Below are 15,060 nucleotides of genomic sequence, written 5' to 3' on the forward strand. Positions count from 1 at the left end.
TTCATTCTCCAAAATAAACAGGCCTAAGAGCGGAAGAGACGGCTGTACTGGCGTTCATGGGCCATGCAGGCCAGGGACAGACCGAAAGCGGCGCTGCCGATGTGTTCGGGGTTGATTTGGCTTGCGTCGTGCTGCGCCTGTTGCAGCAGCGGCAGCAGTTCGCTGGTCAGGCGCTGCGCGGCTTGCTGGCCCAGCGGCAGGGTCTTCATCAATACGGCGAGCTGGTTTTCCAGCCAGCTCCACAGCCACGCGGCGAGGGCGTCCTGGGGGCTGATGCCCCAGGCGCGTGCGGCCAGGGCCCAGCACAGGGCCAGATGGGGTTCTGTGATCTGTTCAAGAAAATCGCGGGCGGACGCGTCGAGTTCCGGCAAACCGTTTAACAACTGCTGCAAGGAGTAGCCCATCTGCCGGCTCTCCAGATGCAGTTCGCGGGTCTCGCGGCTGGCACGATGGTTTTCGCAAAGTAGCTGCAGGTCGGCCCAGTTTTCGTCCGCCGCCGCCTGGCAATGCGCCAACAGCAGCGGCGCTTCGAAGCGTGCGAGATTCAGCAGCAATTGATCACTGATCCAGCGTCGTGCGCTGTCCGGGTTGTTCACGCGGCCGTTATCCACCGCCATTTCCAGGCCTTGGGAATAGCTGTAGCCGCCAATCGGTAATTGCGGACTGGCCAGACGCAGCAGCGCCCAGGCCGGATTCACAGGCGCACGCCGAACTGATGGAGTTTCGGCGCGTAGTTAAAGTCTTCGTCACCGTGGCGGGAGTGATGATGACCGCCGCCGTAGGCGCCGTGTTCTGGCTGGAACGGCGCTTCGATGGCTTCGACCTGCGCGCCGAGCTGTTCGAGCATGGCCTTGAGCACGTAATCGTCGAGCAGGCGCAGCCAGCCATCGCCGACCTGCAGGGCGACATGGCGGTTGCCGAGGTGATAGGCCGCGCGGGTCAGTTCGAACGCATTGGCGCAGGTGACATGGAGCAGTTGTTCGGGACGGGCGCAGACGCGCACGACGCGGCCGTCTTCGGCCCGCAGGCATTCGCCGTCATACAGCGGTGGCTGGCCGCGCTCCAAAAACAACCCGACGTCTTCGCCTTCGGCACTGAAACAGCGCAAACGGCTTTTGCTGCGCGCTTCGAAGGTCAGGTGCAACTCGGCGGCCCAGACGGGTTGAGGGTCGATTCTGCGATGAATCACCAGCATCGGAAAGCTTCCAGCAATGGACGTTGATTGGGCTAGAGCAAGGGCCGCGCCAATCGCACGAGATGTAGGAAATAGCTGTCGGCGCCTGCCTGATCTTTCAACAGGCGCGGGGATTCTGGAAGGTTTTGGTGCATGAAGAATTTGTCATGCACCAAAGAGAGGCTGTTGCCACGAACCAAATGTGGGAGCGAGCTTGCTCGCGAATTCGGTGCGTCAGCGTCATGGATGCAGGCTGACACGACGCCTTCGCGAGCAAGCTCGCTCCCACATGGGAATTAGGTCGGGGATGAATAAAGGGGGATTACTCGGTACTGCCCAGCCCTTGCCAGTGCTTGAGGCCGATAAAGATGAAGCGCAGTTGTTGGGTGATCTTCGCCTGTGGGGTCAGATGCTCCGGCAAGGCTTCGGCCGGTGGGTCGATGATGTCGGGTAGGGTGGCGAATACTGATTTGACGATCAGGTCGGCCATCACGCTCAGACCGGCAATGTCCAGATGTTGCAGCTTGGGCATCAGCGCCAGGTCCGCCGCGAGGTCGGCGCTGATGTTCTCGCGCAAGCGTCCGATTGCCTGCCGGACCGGCAGCGAGCCGCCGTATTGCTCGCGGGCGAGAAACAGGAATTGCGAGCGATTGGCGTTGACCACATCAAGGAAGATGCGCACCGACGCGTCGATGATGCCGCCCATGACGAATTCATTGTGCCGCACCAGGCGGATGGTCTCGCGGAAGGTCTGGCCGACTTCGCTGACCAGCACCAGCCCCAACTCGTCCATGTCGGCAAAGTGACGATAGAAACCGGTGGGCACGATGCCGGCGGTCTTGCTCACTTCGCGCAGGCTCAGGCTGCCGAATCCTCGGCCGCTTTCCATCAGGTGGCGGGCAGCGTCCATCAGGGCGTTGCGGGTCTGTTGTTTCTGTTCGGCGCGGGGCAGCATCGCAGGGTATGTTCTTTGGCAGGACAAGCGCCGCACTCTAGCAAATCGGCTTTGTCGGCGTCGAACGGGGAGTCGTGCAGCGAGGAGTTTACAGACGCTGAAAAGTCAAAAGCCCAATCCGCTGATTGGGCTTTTTTGCCGGGCCGTCATGGGCTCAGCTCAGTTTGCTGTTGCGTTCGATCACACGGTCACCACCGCCTTCAGCGAGGGCTTGACCCAGTGGGGTTTTATCGAAGCCGTCATCAGCCAGGGTCTGGCCCTGTGGAGTGCGCTCGGAACCATCGGAAGCCAGGGTCTGGCCTTGTGGGGTGCGCTCGGTGCCGTCGGAGGCGAGGATCTGACCTTGTGGTGTGCGATCCGAACCGTCTTGCACCAGACCTTTTTCTTCGAGGCGATTGCGACCGTTTTCAGCCAGGGCCTGGCCTTGTGGGGTGCGATCCGAGCCGTCTTGAACCAGGCCTTTTTCTTCGAGGCGGTTACGGCCGTTTTCAGCCAGGGTCTGACCTTGTGGGGTGCGCTCGGAACCGTCGGAAGCTACGGTCTGGCTGAACACCGAGTGGTTGGCTTTGATTTGCGGGGTAGCCTGATCGGCAGCGGGCAGGGCGAAAGCAGTGCTGGCTAGCATCGACAGGGTAAGGCTGAGCAGTAATTGGCGTTTCATGATAGTGGCTCCTCGGGAGGGCGATAAAGTGGGTACGAGGGCAATGCTACTCTCGATAAGTCGATATAAAAGTTCATAAACGCAATGGTAATAATCAACAGAATTGATTGTTCCACGCGAAGGCTCTAGCTCGGGCGTTTGCGGGCGACGGTTTTGCACCGTCGTGGGTATTTTCGACTCACTCGCGCCTCGCAAAAGTGCGCGTCGCGGTAACACTGCTCGACCGATCGGTCAGTTTTGCTGCGCTTTTTATGGCTTAAACTGCCTTTCGATTAAACCTGCGGGCCTTTCGCCAGTCACAGACTGCATAGGGGCCGCTTCGGTCTGCCGTTTCAGCTGTGCGTCGGGTAATCGGCGTGCAGTCGTGATCAGGAGCTTTGTGCATGACGCGCACTGGAAAAATCTTCAGCTGGACCTTCGCCATCCTCGTGCTGCTAATGGCAGCCTTGATTCTGATCATCGTGTTTTTCGACTGGAACCGGATCAAACCCACCATCAACGCCAAAGTCTCGGAAGAATTGCACCGGGCGTTTGCCATCAATGGCAACCTCGCGGTGATCTGGCAGCGCGAGCCGGAAGAAGGCGGCTGGCGTGCCTGGGTGCCGTGGCCGCACGTGGTCGCCGAGGACTTGAGCCTGGGCAACCCGGACTGGTCGAAGCAGCCGCAGATGGTCACGCTCAAACGCGTCGAGCTGCGCATTTCACCGCTGGCCCTGCTGGCCCAGCGCGTGGTGATTCCACGCATTGACCTGACCGAGCCGAATGCCGAGCTGCAACGTCTGGCCGATGGCCGCGCCAACTGGACCTTCAAATTCGATCCCAAGGACCCGAACGCTGAGCCTTCGAGTTGGGTGGTCGATATCGGCGCGATCGGTTTCGACAAGGGCCACGTGACCCTCGACGATCAGACGCTGAAGACCAATCTCGATGTGCTGATCGACCCGCTCGGCAAGCCGATTCCATTCAGCGAAATCGTCGGCGACAAAGCGGCGAAAACCGCCGAGGACAAGGGCGGCGCACCGCAGGACTATGCCTTTGCCCTCAAGGTCAAAGGCCAGTACCACGGGCAGAATCTCACCGGGCAGGGCAAGATCGGCGGACTGTTGGCGTTGCAGGACGCAAGCAAACCGTTTCCTTTGCAGGCCCAGGCGAAGATTGGCGACACCCGTATCGAGCTGGCTGGCACCCTGACTGACCCGCTGAATCTCGGTGCGCTCGACCTGCGCCTGAAACTCGCGGGCGATAGCCTGGGCAATCTCTATCCGCTGACCGGCGTGACCCTGCCGGACACGCCACCGTATTCCACCGACGGCCACCTGATCGCCAAGCTGCATGACGAGGCCGGGGCGAGATTCACTTATGAGAAATTCAACGGCAAGATCGGCGACAGCGACATCCACGGTGACCTGACCTATGTGGCCAGTCAGCCACGGCCGAAACTCAGTGGCGCACTGGTTTCCAATCAATTGCTGTTTGCCGACCTTGCGCCGCTGATCGGTGCCGATTCCAACACTGAGCAAAAGGCCCGTGGCGGCGCGAGCAAGCAACCCGCGGACAAGGTCCTGCCGGTAGAAGAGTTCAAGACCGATCGTTGGCGCGCCATGGATGCCGACGTCGAGTTCACCGGCAAGCGCATCGTCCATAGCGAGAAGCTGCCGTTCGAAGACCTTTATACCCATCTGAAACTCAACGACGGCGAGCTCAGTCTCGAGCCGCTGCGCTTTGGCGTGGCCGGCGGCACCCTGGACGCGCAGATTCGCCTCAATGGCCGCACCGAACCGCTGGAAGGCCGGGCGCGTTTGACCGCACGCAAGTTCAAACTGAAAGAGCTGTTCCCGACTTTCGAACCGATGAAAACCAGTTTCGGCGAGCTCAACGGTGATGCCGACATCAGCGGCCGTGGCAACTCCGTAGCGAAGCTGCTCGGCGGCGCCAACGGCAATCTGAAGATGCTGATCAACGACGGGGCGATCAGCCGTGAGCTGATGGAATTGGCCGGGCTCAACGTCGGCAACTACGTGGTCGGCAAGATCTTTGGCGACAAGGAAGTGAAGATCAACTGCGCGGCGGCGGACTTCGATATCAAGACCGGCCTGGCGACCACGCGGCTATTTGTCTTCGATACCGAGAACGCGATCATCTACATTGATGGCACGGCAAACATGGCCACCGAGCAATTGGACCTGACGGTGACACCGGAATCCAAGGGCTGGCGCCTGATCTCACTGCGCTCGCCGTTGTATGTACGCGGCAAGTTCATCAAACCGGATGCCGGCGTCAAAGCAGTGCCGCTGATGCTGCGTGGGGCGGGGATGGTCGCGTTGGGCGTGATCGCCGCACCAGCGGCGGGATTGCTGGCGCTGGTGGCGCCGAGCGGTGGCGAGCCGAATCAATGCGCGCCGTTGCTTGAGCAGATGAAGCAGGGCAAGGCGCCGGTGACAGTCAAACCGACCAAGTAAGCAGGGCAGATCAAAAGATCGCAGCCTTCGGCAGCTCCTACATTTGGAATGCGTTCCCCCTGTAGGAGCTGCCGAAGGCTGCGATCTTTTGCTGTTAAGGATTACAGATCGTTGAGGATGTCCGCCATGTCGTCGGCGTGCTCTTCTTCCTGGGCGAGGATGTCTTCGAAGATGCGCCGAGTGGTCGGGTCCTTGTCGCCGATGTACTGGATGATTTCGCGATAGCTGTCGATGGCGATACGCTCGGCCACCAGATCCTCGTAAACCATCTCCTTGAGCGAGTTGCCCGCCACGTACTGCGCGTGGGACAGCTTGCTCAGCAGGTCGGGGTTGAACTCCGGCTCGCCGCCCAGTTGCACAATGCGTTCAGCGAGGCGATCGGCGTGCTCGGCTTCCTGGTTGGCGTGCTCGAGGAATTCGTCGGCGGCGACGTTGGCTTTCAGGCCGTTGGCCATGAAGTAGTGGCGCTTGTAGCGCAATACGCAGACCAGTTCGGTGGCCAGCGACTCGTTCAGCAAGCGCAGCACCTCCTCACGGTTGGCACTGTAGGTCTCGGTGACCGCGCCGTTTTCCACGTGTTGCCGTGCGCGTTCGCGCAGGGTTTGAACATCAGACAAATGCAGGTCACTCATTTCATTCTCCTGGAGGCTAATCCGATAGGCGCCACGTTCTGAAGACGTGGTCGCTACCCAGGTTGTGAGTCTCGAGCGAAGCGAAAAGTTTTATGCGATTTACGCCGGACTCCGTGCAGGAACTGCTGAAGACTGTGATCTCGGCGTCAGTCCGGACAACCGCGCTTCCTCCTGCAACCAGCGAAAAAATGCCCGCACCGGCGGATGGCGCTCGCGGCCGGGCACGCACAGCGCGCTGTAACCGGCGCCGTCGACCTGCACCTCACCCCGGTAGGGCACCAGCAAGCCGCTGGCGACGCTTTCCGACACCAGAATGTTGCTCGCCAGCACCAGACCCTGACCGGCGATCGCCGCTTGCAGCGCGTAATGTTCCTCGTCGTATGCGCGATTGACCGGATTTTGCTCCAGCCATTGCTCACCCGCCCTGGCACACCACGCCTGCCAGCCATGGGCGTAGAGCTTGGAATTGTGCCAGTGCACGCTGATCAGCGTCGGCGTGCGCCGCGCGGCCAGCGCCACTTGCTCGGGCGAGCCGTAAACGCCGAAGGACTCGTCGAACAGACACAGTCCATACAGGTTCGGGTAATCGTCGAGGCTGTAGCGCAAGACCAGATCGACGCTGGCGTCCTGATGCAAATCGATGACCTCGCAATGGGTATCGAGGCGCACATTGATCGTCGGATGCTGCGCATAGAAGCGCCCGAGGCGCGGCACCAGCCACAACGCGGCAAACGCCGCCGTGGTCGACAGTGTCAGGGTGCTGGCATTGCGTTGCGGGCGCAGGGTGTCGACGCTTTGCGCCACCTCCAGCAGCGCGCCGTGCACGCTGTGAAACAGACGCTCGCCAGCCTCGGTCAGGCGCACCTGGCGCGGCAAGCGTTCGAACAGGGCCACACCGAGCCAGTCCTCCAGCGAACGAATCTGATGAGAGATTGCCGTCGGCGTCACCGCCAGTTCTTCTGCCGCAGCCTTGAAGCTCAGCAGGCGCGAAGCGGATTCGAAAGCGCGCAGGGCAGTCAGCGGCAACGAAGCAAACATTGAAAACTCCATGGATGAAATGGATTCATCCCGACTGATTTTTGCTCATTTGAATGGGCGCAGCTGTGGGCTTCAAGCTGCGAGTCACAAGTGAACTGATTGTAGTCGGAGAATTTATACATGAGCAGGATTCTTGTGGTGCATGGCAGTCCGCGTGGTGATCGGTCGACTTCGCGGCGTTTGGCGGAGGGATTTTTGGGTGCCTGGCAGGGGCGTCATCCTGAAGGGCAGGTGACCCGTCGTGAGGTTGGGCGGGTGCCGGTTCCTGCGGTCAATGAGGCTTTTGTCGCGGCGGCGTTTTATCCACAACCGCAGGCGCGGCCATTAGCGATGCAGGCGGATCTGGCGCTCAGCGATCAATTGGTCGACGAGTTGTTCGCGCACGATCTGCTGCTGATTTCCACGCCGATGTACAACTTCAGCGTGCCCAGCGGCCTCAAGGCCTGGGTCGATCAGATCGTGCGGCTGGGGCTGACATTCGATCACACGCTGGACAACGGTGTTGCGCAATACACGCCGCTGTTGCAGGGCAAGAAAGCCTTGATCGTCACCAGTCGCGGCGGTTTCGGTTTCGGCCCGGGTGGTGAACTGGCGGCGCTCAACCATGCCGATCCGTGGCTGCGCACCGCGCTGGGCTTCATCGGTATCAATGACGTCAGCGTGGTCGCGGCCGAGGGCGAGGAATCCGCTGAGCGCACCTTCGCGGTGTCGGTGGCCGAGGCCGAGCAGCGGCTGCTCGAGCTGGCCCGGGAGTTCTGAATGGCCTGGCTGTTTCTGCTGATCGCCGCCGGCTTCGAAGTGACCTTTGCCATGGGCATGAAGTACGCCGAGGGCTTCACTCGCTTGTGGCCATCATTGATCACTGTGATTGCGGCAGTCGGCGGCATCGGGTTTCTGACCCTGGCCATGCGTGACTTGCCGGTGAGCATCGCCTATCCGATCTGGACCGCGATCGGTTCACTCGGCACGGTGTTTCTGGGTTTCGCGCTGCTCGGCGAAAGCCTGACACTGGTGAAACTGGTTTCGGTGGGGCTGATTGTGGCGGGAGTGGCGGGGCTGAAGTAGGCTCACCGTTGAGTTGTCATCGTCACGGTGGATGCTTGGCGGGCGTCTTGCACGTCTGGCATCCACTCATCGCGCACAAGGATGTAACCATGTCGACACGTTATCCACTGGTGCTGGTGCCGGGCATGCTCGGCTTTGTCCGGCTGGTGCTTTACCCGTATTGGTTCGGCATCATCAAGGCCTTGCGCCGAGGTGGTGCGACGGTGGTCGCGGTGCAGGTCTCGCCACTCAATTCCACTGAGATGCGGGGCGAGCAGTTGCTGGCGCGGATTGAGGAAATCCTCCGCGAGACAGGGGCGCAAAAGGTCAACGTGTTCGGGCACAGCCAGGGCGCGTTGACGGCGCGATATGCGGCGGCGAAGCGTCCGGATCTGGTGGCGTCAGTGACGTCGGTGGCCGGGCCGAATCACGGTTCGGAGCTGGCCGATTATCTGGAAAAACACTATCCCGGCAACAGTGCCAAAGGGCGCTTGCTCGAGGCTTTGCTGCGCCTGATCGGCTGGATCATGGCATTGCTCGATACCGGCTACCACGGGCCGAAACTGCCGGTGGATATCCACGCTTCCCATCAATCGCTGACCACGTCGGGCGTCGCCCTGTTCAATCAACGTTATCCACAAGGTTTGCCGCAAACCTGGGGCGGGCAGGGGCCGGAAGAGGTCAACGGTGTGCGCTATTACTCCTGGTCAGGGACGCTGCAACCGGGCAAGACCGATCGAGGCGGCAATCTCTTTGACGGTACCAATCGCAGTTGCCGATTGTTCGCCAAGACTTTCGTCCGCGAACCGGGGCAGTGCGATGGCATGGTCGGTCGCTACAGCTCGCATCTGGGCACGGTGATCGGTGATGACTATCCGCTGGATCATTTCGACATCGTCAATCAGTCGCTGGGTCTGGTGGGCAAAGGGGCGGATCCGGTGCGGCTGTTTGTCGAGCATGCGGCGCGGCTGGAAGCGGCCGGGTTATAGAAGCAAGATCAGAAGATCGCAGCCTTCGGCAGCTCCTACCTTGAAATGCGCTCCCTGTAGGAGCTGCCGGAGGCTGCGATCTTTTCAATCAGGCGACGCTGATTTTGCGGCCCAACACCGTGGTCCAGCGCTCCGACAAAATCACCCCACCCAACGTCAGCAATCCACCCACCAGGTGGTACATCGCCAACTGCTCCTTGAGCACCACCGCCGCAATCAACGCGGTAATCAGCGGCAGCAGATTGAAGAACAAGGTTGTCCGGCTCGGCCCCAGCCGCTGCACCGCCTGCATCCACGCCAGCGGCGCGACCATCGAGGCCAGCAGGCACGCATACAGCACCAGCGGCACGTTATGCAGATTCAGCCCGGTTTTCGGCGACACCGCGAACAACGGAAACAACACGACAATTGCCACCAGCACCTGCAAGTACAGCAGCACCAGCGGCGGCAAACGCAGTTGCCATTTTTTCAGCAGGGTGCTGTAAACCGCATAGGCCAGCGTGGCGATCAGCATCATCGCGTCGCCCAGATTGACCCCGTGTTGCAGCAGCGCACCGAGGCTGCCGGCCGACACCACCACCAGTACGCCAGCGAACGATAGGACTGCGCCGACCAGGGCGCCAGCAGTCAAACGTTGGCCGAGGCTGACGATCGCCATGGCCAGCGACATCAGCGGCATCAGCGAGAGGATGATGCCCATGTTGGTCGCCGTGGTCAGGGTTGCAGCGAAGTAGGCGAGGCTCTGATACACCGCCATGCCGAGCACGCCGAGAATGAAAATCCGCCCGAGATTCGGCCGAATCTGCGGCCAGTGGGCGAAGACTTTCCTCAGCATGAACGGCGTGAACAGCACGCCGGCCAGCAGCCAGCGGTAGAAGCCGATCTCGGCCGGGAAGATCGCGCCGACCGCCAGTTTGTTGATCACGGTATTGCCGGCCCAGATGAAAATCGCCAGCAGGGGAAACGCGTATTGCATGGGACAAAAACCAGTACGTTGATGAAGCGCAATTATCGCCTGTCTGGATACCGGCCTATACTGCGAACCGGACAACCTGCCTCTGCATCCGGACAGCATGAACAGCAAACACATCGATCTGCTCGATTTCAGCGAACTGCCGTCAGCGGTGTACTTTCGCTACGCCGATTTCAACGCCCACGAATATGCCGCGCCGCATCGGCATCCCTGGGGCACGCTGGAATACGCGGCCCACGGCGTGCTGCACATGGATGTCGACGGCAGTCGCTTCATGTCGCCGCCGCAATACGCGGTGTGGGTGCCGCCCGAGGTCGAGCACAGTTTCTACAGTCATCAACCGGTCAACTATCGTGCGGTGTGCCTGGATCCTGGCGTCTGCGCGCGCTTGCCAGCGCGGGCCTGCACGTTGGCAATCAGCGACATTCTCAAGGCGATTCTCAAGGACTTCGCCGCCCGCGATGTGAAGATCCCCGAGCACGAAGCCGATCAGCGTCTGGCCCAGGTATTGGTCGATCAACTGCAACAGGCGCCGGTGCAGGAATGTTACCTGCCGTATGCGAGCAGTCCTGGCTTGTTGGCGATTCTCGAAGCCTTGCAGGCCGAACCCGGCAGCAATCTGCCGCTGGCGCATTGGGCCGCGCAGGTGCATGTCAGCGAGCGCACGTTGGCTCGGCAATTTGTTCGGGAACTGGGGATGAGCTTCGGCGAGTGGCGCCAACGCTTGCGATATCTGGCGGCGATCGAAGCGCTGGAAACCTCGCGCTCGGTGCAGGAAATCGCTTTCGACCTCGGCTACAGCAGCGGCTCGGCCTTCATCGCCATGTTTGCCCGCCAGGCGGGTTGTACACCGGAGCAATATCGGCGCAGTCACTTCGAGGGCAGGAAGGTGTAACAAGCTTTGACTACACTGCGACAGAGGCCGCATCCATCGGTGCGGCAACAAGGAGAAAACTCCATGAAGATCTTGCGTGTGCCGTTGTTGATTATCGGGCTGCTTGTGTGTTCCCAGGGTTTCGCCGCCACGGCGCAACAGAACAAGATGACCACCTGCAATGCCGATGCGACGGCCAAGAGCTTGAAGGGCGATGAGCGCAAGGCGTTCATGAGCACCTGCCTGAAAGCGGCGCCAGCGGCCAACGATGGCAAGGTGCTGACCCCGCAACAGCAGAAGATGTCCACCTGCAATGCCGATGCGAAAACCAAGGCGCTGACCGGTGATGCGCGCAAGACGTTCATGAGTGAGTGTCTGAAGAAAAAGTGAAACGGTAAATAATGTGGTGAGTGTGCCGGCCTCTTCGCGAGCAGGCTCGCTCCCACATTTGACACGCGTACTACTGTGGGAGCGAGCCTGCTCGCGAAAGCGCCTGTGAGTGCACCGCCAATCCCACGCCCCGCATATCCCTAGTGCTAACCCCGGATCGCTGGCAGACTGCCCATCCTTTCACGCCGTTCGTTTTGAGGCTGTATGCCAACGTTTTCTCAGCGTCATGTTGTGTTCTGGGTCAGTTGCATCATCATTTTTGGCGGTTTGCTGCTGGTGCTGCCGCTGCGCTTGCTGCCGAGCCTGCTCGCCGGCTTGCTGGTGTTCGAGCTGGTCAACATGCTCACCCCGCAACTGCAACGGCTGATCGAAGGGCGGCGTGCGCGCTGGTTGGCGGTGGCGCTGCTCGGCACGCTGGTAGTGAGTGTGCTGGCGCTGATCTTCGCCGGGGCAATCAGTTTCCTCCTGCATGAAGCGGAAAATCCGGGCGCCTCGCTGGATAAGTTCATGGGCGTGGTCGATCGCGCGCGCGGGCAGTTGCCGCCGTTCATCGATGCTTATCTGCCGGCCAGCGCAGCGGAATTTCGTGTGGCGATCGGCGAGTGGGCGAGCAAGCATCTGGCGGATCTGCAACTGGTGGGCAAGGATGCTGCGCACATGTTCGTCACCCTGCTGATCGGCATGGTGCTCGGCGCGATCATCGCCCTGCAGCGCATCCCCGATGTGACCAAGCGCAAACCGCTGGCCGCCGCCCTGTTCGACCGTTTGCATCTGCTGGTGCAGGCGTTCCGCAATATCGTCTTCGCGCAGATCAAGATTTCCCTGCTCAACACCGTGTTCACCGGGATCTTCCTCGCGGTGATCCTGCCGATGTTCGGCATCAAGCTGCCGCTGACCAAAACCCTGATCGTGCTGACCTTCCTGCTCGGCCTGCTGCCGGTGATCGGCAACCTGATGTCGAACACGCTGATCACTATCGTCGGGCTGTCGCTGTCGATCTGGGTGGCGATCGCCGCGCTGGGCTACCTGATCGTTATCCACAAGCTCGAATACTTCCTCAACGCGCGCATCGTCGGCGGGCAGATCAGTGCCAAGTCGTGGGAGTTGCTGTTGGCGATGCTGGTGTTCGAAGCCGCGTTCGGTTTGCCGGGAGTGGTGGCGGGGCCGATTTATTACGCGTATCTGAAGAGTGAGTTGAAGCTGGGCGGGATGGTCTAACCGCTGGATCCGTGGTGCCTGATCTGGCGCCTTCGCGAGCAGGCTCGCTCCCACATGAGATTGCATTTCAACTGAAGGAATGCGGTCAAATGTAGGAGCAAGCTTGCTCGCGAAAGGCGCGGCGCCGATTTCAGGTCAGTCCATGGTGCCGTAGCGCTTCATCGCTTCAATCGCCAAACCGCTGCCGATGCTGCCAAAGATATTCCCTTCGACATGCCGCGCCTTCGGCAGCATCGCCGAAACGCTGTTGCGCAGGGCCGGGATGCCGCTGGAACCACCGGTGAAGAACACCGTGTCGACCTGATCGACCGCCACGCCGGCGTCATTCAACAGCTGCGTAACACTGCCGCGAACCCGCTCCAGCAGCGCATCAATCGCAGACTCGAACAGCGCACGCGTCAGCTCGACGCTCAGGCCGGCTTCGATACGGTCCAGCGGCACGTGACGGCTGTCGGCGTGGGTCAGCTGGATCTTGGTCTCTTCAACTTCCATCGCCAGCCAGTGGCCGGCGCGCTGTTCGATCAGCTTGAACAGGCGATCGATGCCGCCGGTGTCTTCGATGTCGTAGCGCATGCTGCCCAGCGCCAGCGTGGACTTCTGCGAGTACACCGAGTTGATCGTGTGCCAGGTCGCCAGGTTCATGTGGTGGCTGGTCGGCATGTAGGCGCCACTCTTCATGCGGCTACCGTAGCCGAACAGCGGCATCAGGCCCTGCAGGCTCAGCTGTTTGTCGAAGTCGGTACCGCCGATGTGCACGCCGCCGGTGGCGAGGATGTCATCGTGACGGTTATCCACAGCGCGGCGCTCGGGCGACAGGCGCACCAGCGAGAAATCGGAAGTACCACCGCCGATGTCGACGATCAGCACCAGTTCTTCTTTTTCGATGGTCGACTCGTAGTCGAATGCCGCCGCGATCGGTTCGTACTGGAACGAAACCTCTTTGAAACCGATCTTGCGCGCCACCTCGACCAGCGTGTCTTCGGCTTCCTGGTCAGCCAGCGGATCGTCATCGACGAAGAACACCGGACGACCCAGTACCACTTGCTCGAATTCCCGACCGGCGGCGGCTTCGGCGCGGCTCTTCAGTTGGCCGATGAACAGCCCGAGCAGGTCCTTGAACGGCATCGCCGTGCCGAGGACGCTGGTGTCGTGTTTGATCAGCTTGGAGCCGAGCAGACTCTTGAGCGAGCGCATCAGCCGGCCTTCGTAGCCTTCCAGATACTCGTGCAGGGCCAGACGACCGTACACCGGGCGACGTTCCTCGATATTGAAGAAGACCACCGACGGCAGGGTGATCTTGTCGTCTTCCAGCGCAATCATGGTGTCCATGCCGGGGCGCAGCCAGCCGACGGTGGAGTTGGACGTGCCGAAGTCGATGCCGCAGGCACGGGCTGGAGAGGCGTCTTTCATGTCTTTCGGATTCCGGTGAAAAAACGGCCGCGCAGTGTATGTCAGTGCGCGGCAGATTCGAAGGCCGGTCATCCGCTATTTCGCAACAGGGCATATTGAAAACCGCCGCTTCGCCCCAAACTTGCTGGCATGGGCCGGCAGACACACCGGCGGTCGCAAGAACCGTCGTCCACTGCCGATAAACTTCTGCGGCGCCACCCGGTCACAACCTTGAGATCGGTCAACCCGGCACGCGTCAATCGGGCGCACGCTGGTCTCGGCGCGAAATCGATAACGGATGGTGATCCTTCAATGGACTTCAAAGACTATTACAAGATACTCGGCGTGGAGCCGACAGCCGACGACAAGGCCATCAAGGCGGCCTATCGCAAGCTGGCGCGCAAATACCACCCCGATGTCAGCAAGGAAAAAGACGCCGAGGCCAAATTCAAGGACGCCTCGGAAGCCTATGAAGCGCTGAAAAGCGCCGACAAGCGCGCCGAGTACGACGAACTGCGCCGTTATGGTCAGCACGGTCAGCCGTTCCAGGGGCCACCGGGCTGGCAGAGCCGTGGCGGCTTTGGCGGCGGCGGTGGCGACACCGGCGACTTCTCGGACTTCTTCAGTTCGATCTTCGGCAATCGCGGCCCCGGTTTCGGTGGCGCGCAGAGCCAGCAATCACGCGGACGCCGAGGGCAAGACGTGGAAATGGAACTGCCGGTCTTCCTCGAAGAAACCCTGTCGAACGAATCGAAGAAAGTCACCTTCCAGGTGCCGCAATACAACGCGCACGGCCAGCACGTCAGCAATACCAGCAAGAGCCTGAACGTGAAAATTCCGGCCGGCGTCACCGACGGCGAGCGTATCCGCCTGAAAGGCCAGGGCGCACCGGGCATCGGTGGCGGGGCGAATGGCGATCTGTACCTGACCATTCGTTTTGCGCCGCACCCGAAGTTCGATGTCGAAGGCGAAAACCTGATCATCACCTTGCCGTTGGCGCCGTGGGAGCTGGCGTTGGGCACCGAAGTGGCCGTGCCGACCCTCACCGGCAAGATCAACCTCAAGGTGCCGGCAGGCAGCCAGAATGGCCAGCGCATGCGCGCCAAGGGCCATGGCCTGCTGAACAAGGCCGGCGAGCGCGGGTATCTGTTCGTCCAGCTCAAGGCCGTGATGCCGAAAGCCTCCGACGATGAGGTCAAGGCGCTGTGGCAGGAACTGGCGAAGAAAGCCGCGTTCAATCCGCGAGAGAACTTCTGAACCCGAC

Annotated in this window: 16 protein-coding genes; 8 read left to right on the forward strand and 8 right to left on the reverse strand. The window is 60.9% G+C overall.

Annotated features, from left to right (window positions below; genetic code table 11):
- Window positions 1-23: 23 nt before the first annotated feature.
- The 4 genes from J2Y90_RS08805 to J2Y90_RS08820 form a co-directional block, all read right to left on the reverse strand.
- A complete protein-coding gene (locus J2Y90_RS08805; RefSeq protein WP_253498585.1) occupies window positions 24-698 on the reverse strand; it encodes an urease accessory protein UreF in 675 nt (224 codons plus the stop codon).
- The gene (ureE, locus tag J2Y90_RS08810; protein ID WP_253498587.1) at window positions 695-1,195 is read right to left on the reverse strand and encodes an urease accessory protein UreE; all 501 of its coding nucleotides are present in this window, start codon (window positions 1,193-1,195) and stop codon (window positions 695-697) included. Before ureE ends, J2Y90_RS08805 begins: the two co-directional genes overlap by 4 nt.
- 301 nt (window positions 1,196-1,496) lie before the next feature.
- Window positions 1,497-2,129 (reverse strand): TetR family transcriptional regulator, encoded by a 633-nt coding sequence (locus J2Y90_RS08815; RefSeq protein ID WP_039756961.1) that lies wholly within the window; start codon window positions 2,127-2,129, stop codon window positions 1,497-1,499.
- A 154-nt stretch (window positions 2,130-2,283) separates the two neighbouring features.
- Window positions 2,284-2,790 (reverse strand): hypothetical protein, encoded by a 507-nt coding sequence (locus tag J2Y90_RS08820; protein ID WP_253498590.1) that lies wholly within the window; start codon window positions 2,788-2,790, stop codon window positions 2,284-2,286.
- 383 nt (window positions 2,791-3,173) lie between these two features.
- Here J2Y90_RS08820 and J2Y90_RS08825 point away from each other — a divergent pair, with 383 nt between their 5' ends.
- The gene (locus tag J2Y90_RS08825) at window positions 3,174-5,249 is read left to right on the forward strand and encodes an AsmA family protein (RefSeq protein WP_253498593.1); all 2,076 of its coding nucleotides are present in this window, start codon (window positions 3,174-3,176) and stop codon (window positions 5,247-5,249) included.
- A gap of 101 nt (window positions 5,250-5,350) precedes the next feature.
- Here the strand turns inward: J2Y90_RS08825 and J2Y90_RS08830 are convergent, their stop codons facing one another.
- Both J2Y90_RS08830 and J2Y90_RS08835 read right to left on the reverse strand, forming a co-directional pair.
- Window positions 5,351-5,881, reverse strand: a complete 531-nt coding sequence (locus J2Y90_RS08830; RefSeq protein WP_042608942.1) for a ferritin-like domain-containing protein — start codon at window positions 5,879-5,881, stop codon at window positions 5,351-5,353.
- A gap of 99 nt (window positions 5,882-5,980) precedes the next feature.
- Window positions 5,981-6,931: a LysR substrate-binding domain-containing protein gene (locus J2Y90_RS08835; protein ID WP_253498596.1), complete on the reverse strand. Its 951-nt coding sequence runs from the start codon at window positions 6,929-6,931 to the stop codon at window positions 5,981-5,983.
- A 108-nt stretch (window positions 6,932-7,039) separates the two neighbouring features.
- Between J2Y90_RS08835 and J2Y90_RS08840 the strand changes: the two genes are divergently transcribed.
- The 3 genes from J2Y90_RS08840 to J2Y90_RS08850 all read left to right on the forward strand — a co-directional run bounded on the left by J2Y90_RS08840 (window position 7,040) and on the right by J2Y90_RS08850 (window position 8,952).
- Complete coding sequence (locus J2Y90_RS08840; RefSeq protein WP_253498599.1) at window positions 7,040-7,678, forward strand: FMN-dependent NADH-azoreductase; 639 nt, start codon at window positions 7,040-7,042, stop codon at window positions 7,676-7,678.
- Window positions 7,679-7,984: a DMT family transporter gene (locus J2Y90_RS08845; protein WP_253498602.1), complete on the forward strand. Its 306-nt coding sequence runs from the start codon at window positions 7,679-7,681 to the stop codon at window positions 7,982-7,984.
- Between the two features lie 89 nt (window positions 7,985-8,073).
- Window positions 8,074-8,952 (forward strand): esterase/lipase family protein, encoded by an 879-nt coding sequence (locus J2Y90_RS08850; protein ID WP_253498605.1) that lies wholly within the window; start codon window positions 8,074-8,076, stop codon window positions 8,950-8,952.
- Between the two features lie 88 nt (window positions 8,953-9,040).
- Here J2Y90_RS08850 and J2Y90_RS08855 read toward each other — a convergent pair whose 3' ends face one another.
- On the reverse strand, window positions 9,041-9,928 hold the full coding sequence (locus J2Y90_RS08855) for a DMT family transporter (RefSeq protein WP_253498607.1): 888 nt from the start codon (window positions 9,926-9,928) through the stop codon (window positions 9,041-9,043).
- Window positions 9,929-10,025: 97 nt separating this feature from the next.
- On the opposite strand from J2Y90_RS08855, the gene J2Y90_RS08860 reads away from it, so the two are divergent.
- The 3 genes from J2Y90_RS08860 (at window position 10,026) to J2Y90_RS08870 (ending at window position 12,407) form a co-directional block, all read left to right on the forward strand.
- Complete coding sequence (locus J2Y90_RS08860; RefSeq protein WP_253498609.1) at window positions 10,026-10,820, forward strand: AraC family transcriptional regulator; 795 nt, start codon at window positions 10,026-10,028, stop codon at window positions 10,818-10,820.
- Between the two features lie 63 nt (window positions 10,821-10,883).
- The gene (locus tag J2Y90_RS08865; RefSeq protein ID WP_253498611.1) at window positions 10,884-11,189 is read left to right on the forward strand and encodes a PsiF family protein; all 306 of its coding nucleotides are present in this window, start codon (window positions 10,884-10,886) and stop codon (window positions 11,187-11,189) included.
- Window positions 11,190-11,393: 204 nt separating this feature from the next.
- Window positions 11,394-12,407 carry an AI-2E family transporter gene (locus tag J2Y90_RS08870; protein ID WP_101158351.1) on the forward strand — a complete coding sequence of 338 codons (1,014 nt, stop codon included), beginning with the start codon at window positions 11,394-11,396 and terminating at the stop codon, window positions 12,405-12,407.
- 135 nt (window positions 12,408-12,542) lie between these two features.
- Here J2Y90_RS08870 and J2Y90_RS08875 read toward each other — a convergent pair whose 3' ends face one another.
- Complete coding sequence (locus tag J2Y90_RS08875; RefSeq protein WP_253498613.1) at window positions 12,543-13,817, reverse strand: Hsp70 family protein; 1,275 nt, start codon at window positions 13,815-13,817, stop codon at window positions 12,543-12,545.
- 291 nt (window positions 13,818-14,108) lie between these two features.
- On the opposite strand from J2Y90_RS08875, the gene J2Y90_RS08880 reads away from it, so the two are divergent.
- The gene (locus tag J2Y90_RS08880) at window positions 14,109-15,053 is read left to right on the forward strand and encodes a DnaJ C-terminal domain-containing protein (protein WP_253498615.1); all 945 of its coding nucleotides are present in this window, start codon (window positions 14,109-14,111) and stop codon (window positions 15,051-15,053) included.
- Window positions 15,054-15,060 lie beyond the last annotated feature (7 nt).

This window comes from Pseudomonas koreensis, from assembly GCF_024169245.1.
Taxonomy (GTDB): domain Bacteria; phylum Pseudomonadota; class Gammaproteobacteria; order Pseudomonadales; family Pseudomonadaceae; genus Aquipseudomonas; species Aquipseudomonas koreensis_F.

Coding starts and splice junctions, on each gene's coding strand:
- ureE (WP_253498587.1), bottom strand. CDS start 1,195: ATGCTGGTGATTCATCGCAGAATCGACCCTCAACCCGTCTGGGCCGCC.
- J2Y90_RS08870 (WP_101158351.1), top strand. CDS start 11,394: ATGCCAACGTTTTCTCAGCGTCATGTTGTGTTCTGGGTCAGTTGCATC.
- J2Y90_RS08825 (WP_253498593.1), top strand. CDS start 3,174: ATGACGCGCACTGGAAAAATCTTCAGCTGGACCTTCGCCATCCTCGTG.
- J2Y90_RS08840 (WP_253498599.1), top strand. CDS start 7,040: ATGAGCAGGATTCTTGTGGTGCATGGCAGTCCGCGTGGTGATCGGTCG.
- J2Y90_RS08845 (WP_253498602.1), top strand. CDS start 7,679: ATGGCCTGGCTGTTTCTGCTGATCGCCGCCGGCTTCGAAGTGACCTTT.
- J2Y90_RS08865 (WP_253498611.1), top strand. CDS start 10,884: ATGAAGATCTTGCGTGTGCCGTTGTTGATTATCGGGCTGCTTGTGTGT.
- J2Y90_RS08875 (WP_253498613.1), bottom strand. CDS start 13,817: ATGAAAGACGCCTCTCCAGCCCGTGCCTGCGGCATCGACTTCGGCACG.
- J2Y90_RS08850 (WP_253498605.1), top strand. CDS start 8,074: ATGTCGACACGTTATCCACTGGTGCTGGTGCCGGGCATGCTCGGCTTT.
- J2Y90_RS08860 (WP_253498609.1), top strand. CDS start 10,026: ATGAACAGCAAACACATCGATCTGCTCGATTTCAGCGAACTGCCGTCA.
- J2Y90_RS08855 (WP_253498607.1), bottom strand. CDS start 9,928: ATGCAATACGCGTTTCCCCTGCTGGCGATTTTCATCTGGGCCGGCAAT.
- J2Y90_RS08830 (WP_042608942.1), bottom strand. CDS start 5,881: ATGAGTGACCTGCATTTGTCTGATGTTCAAACCCTGCGCGAACGCGCA.
- J2Y90_RS08820 (WP_253498590.1), bottom strand. CDS start 2,790: ATGAAACGCCAATTACTGCTCAGCCTTACCCTGTCGATGCTAGCCAGC.
- J2Y90_RS08880 (WP_253498615.1), top strand. CDS start 14,109: ATGGACTTCAAAGACTATTACAAGATACTCGGCGTGGAGCCGACAGCC.
- J2Y90_RS08835 (WP_253498596.1), bottom strand. CDS start 6,931: ATGGAGTTTTCAATGTTTGCTTCGTTGCCGCTGACTGCCCTGCGCGCT.
- J2Y90_RS08815 (WP_039756961.1), bottom strand. CDS start 2,129: ATGCTGCCCCGCGCCGAACAGAAACAACAGACCCGCAACGCCCTGATG.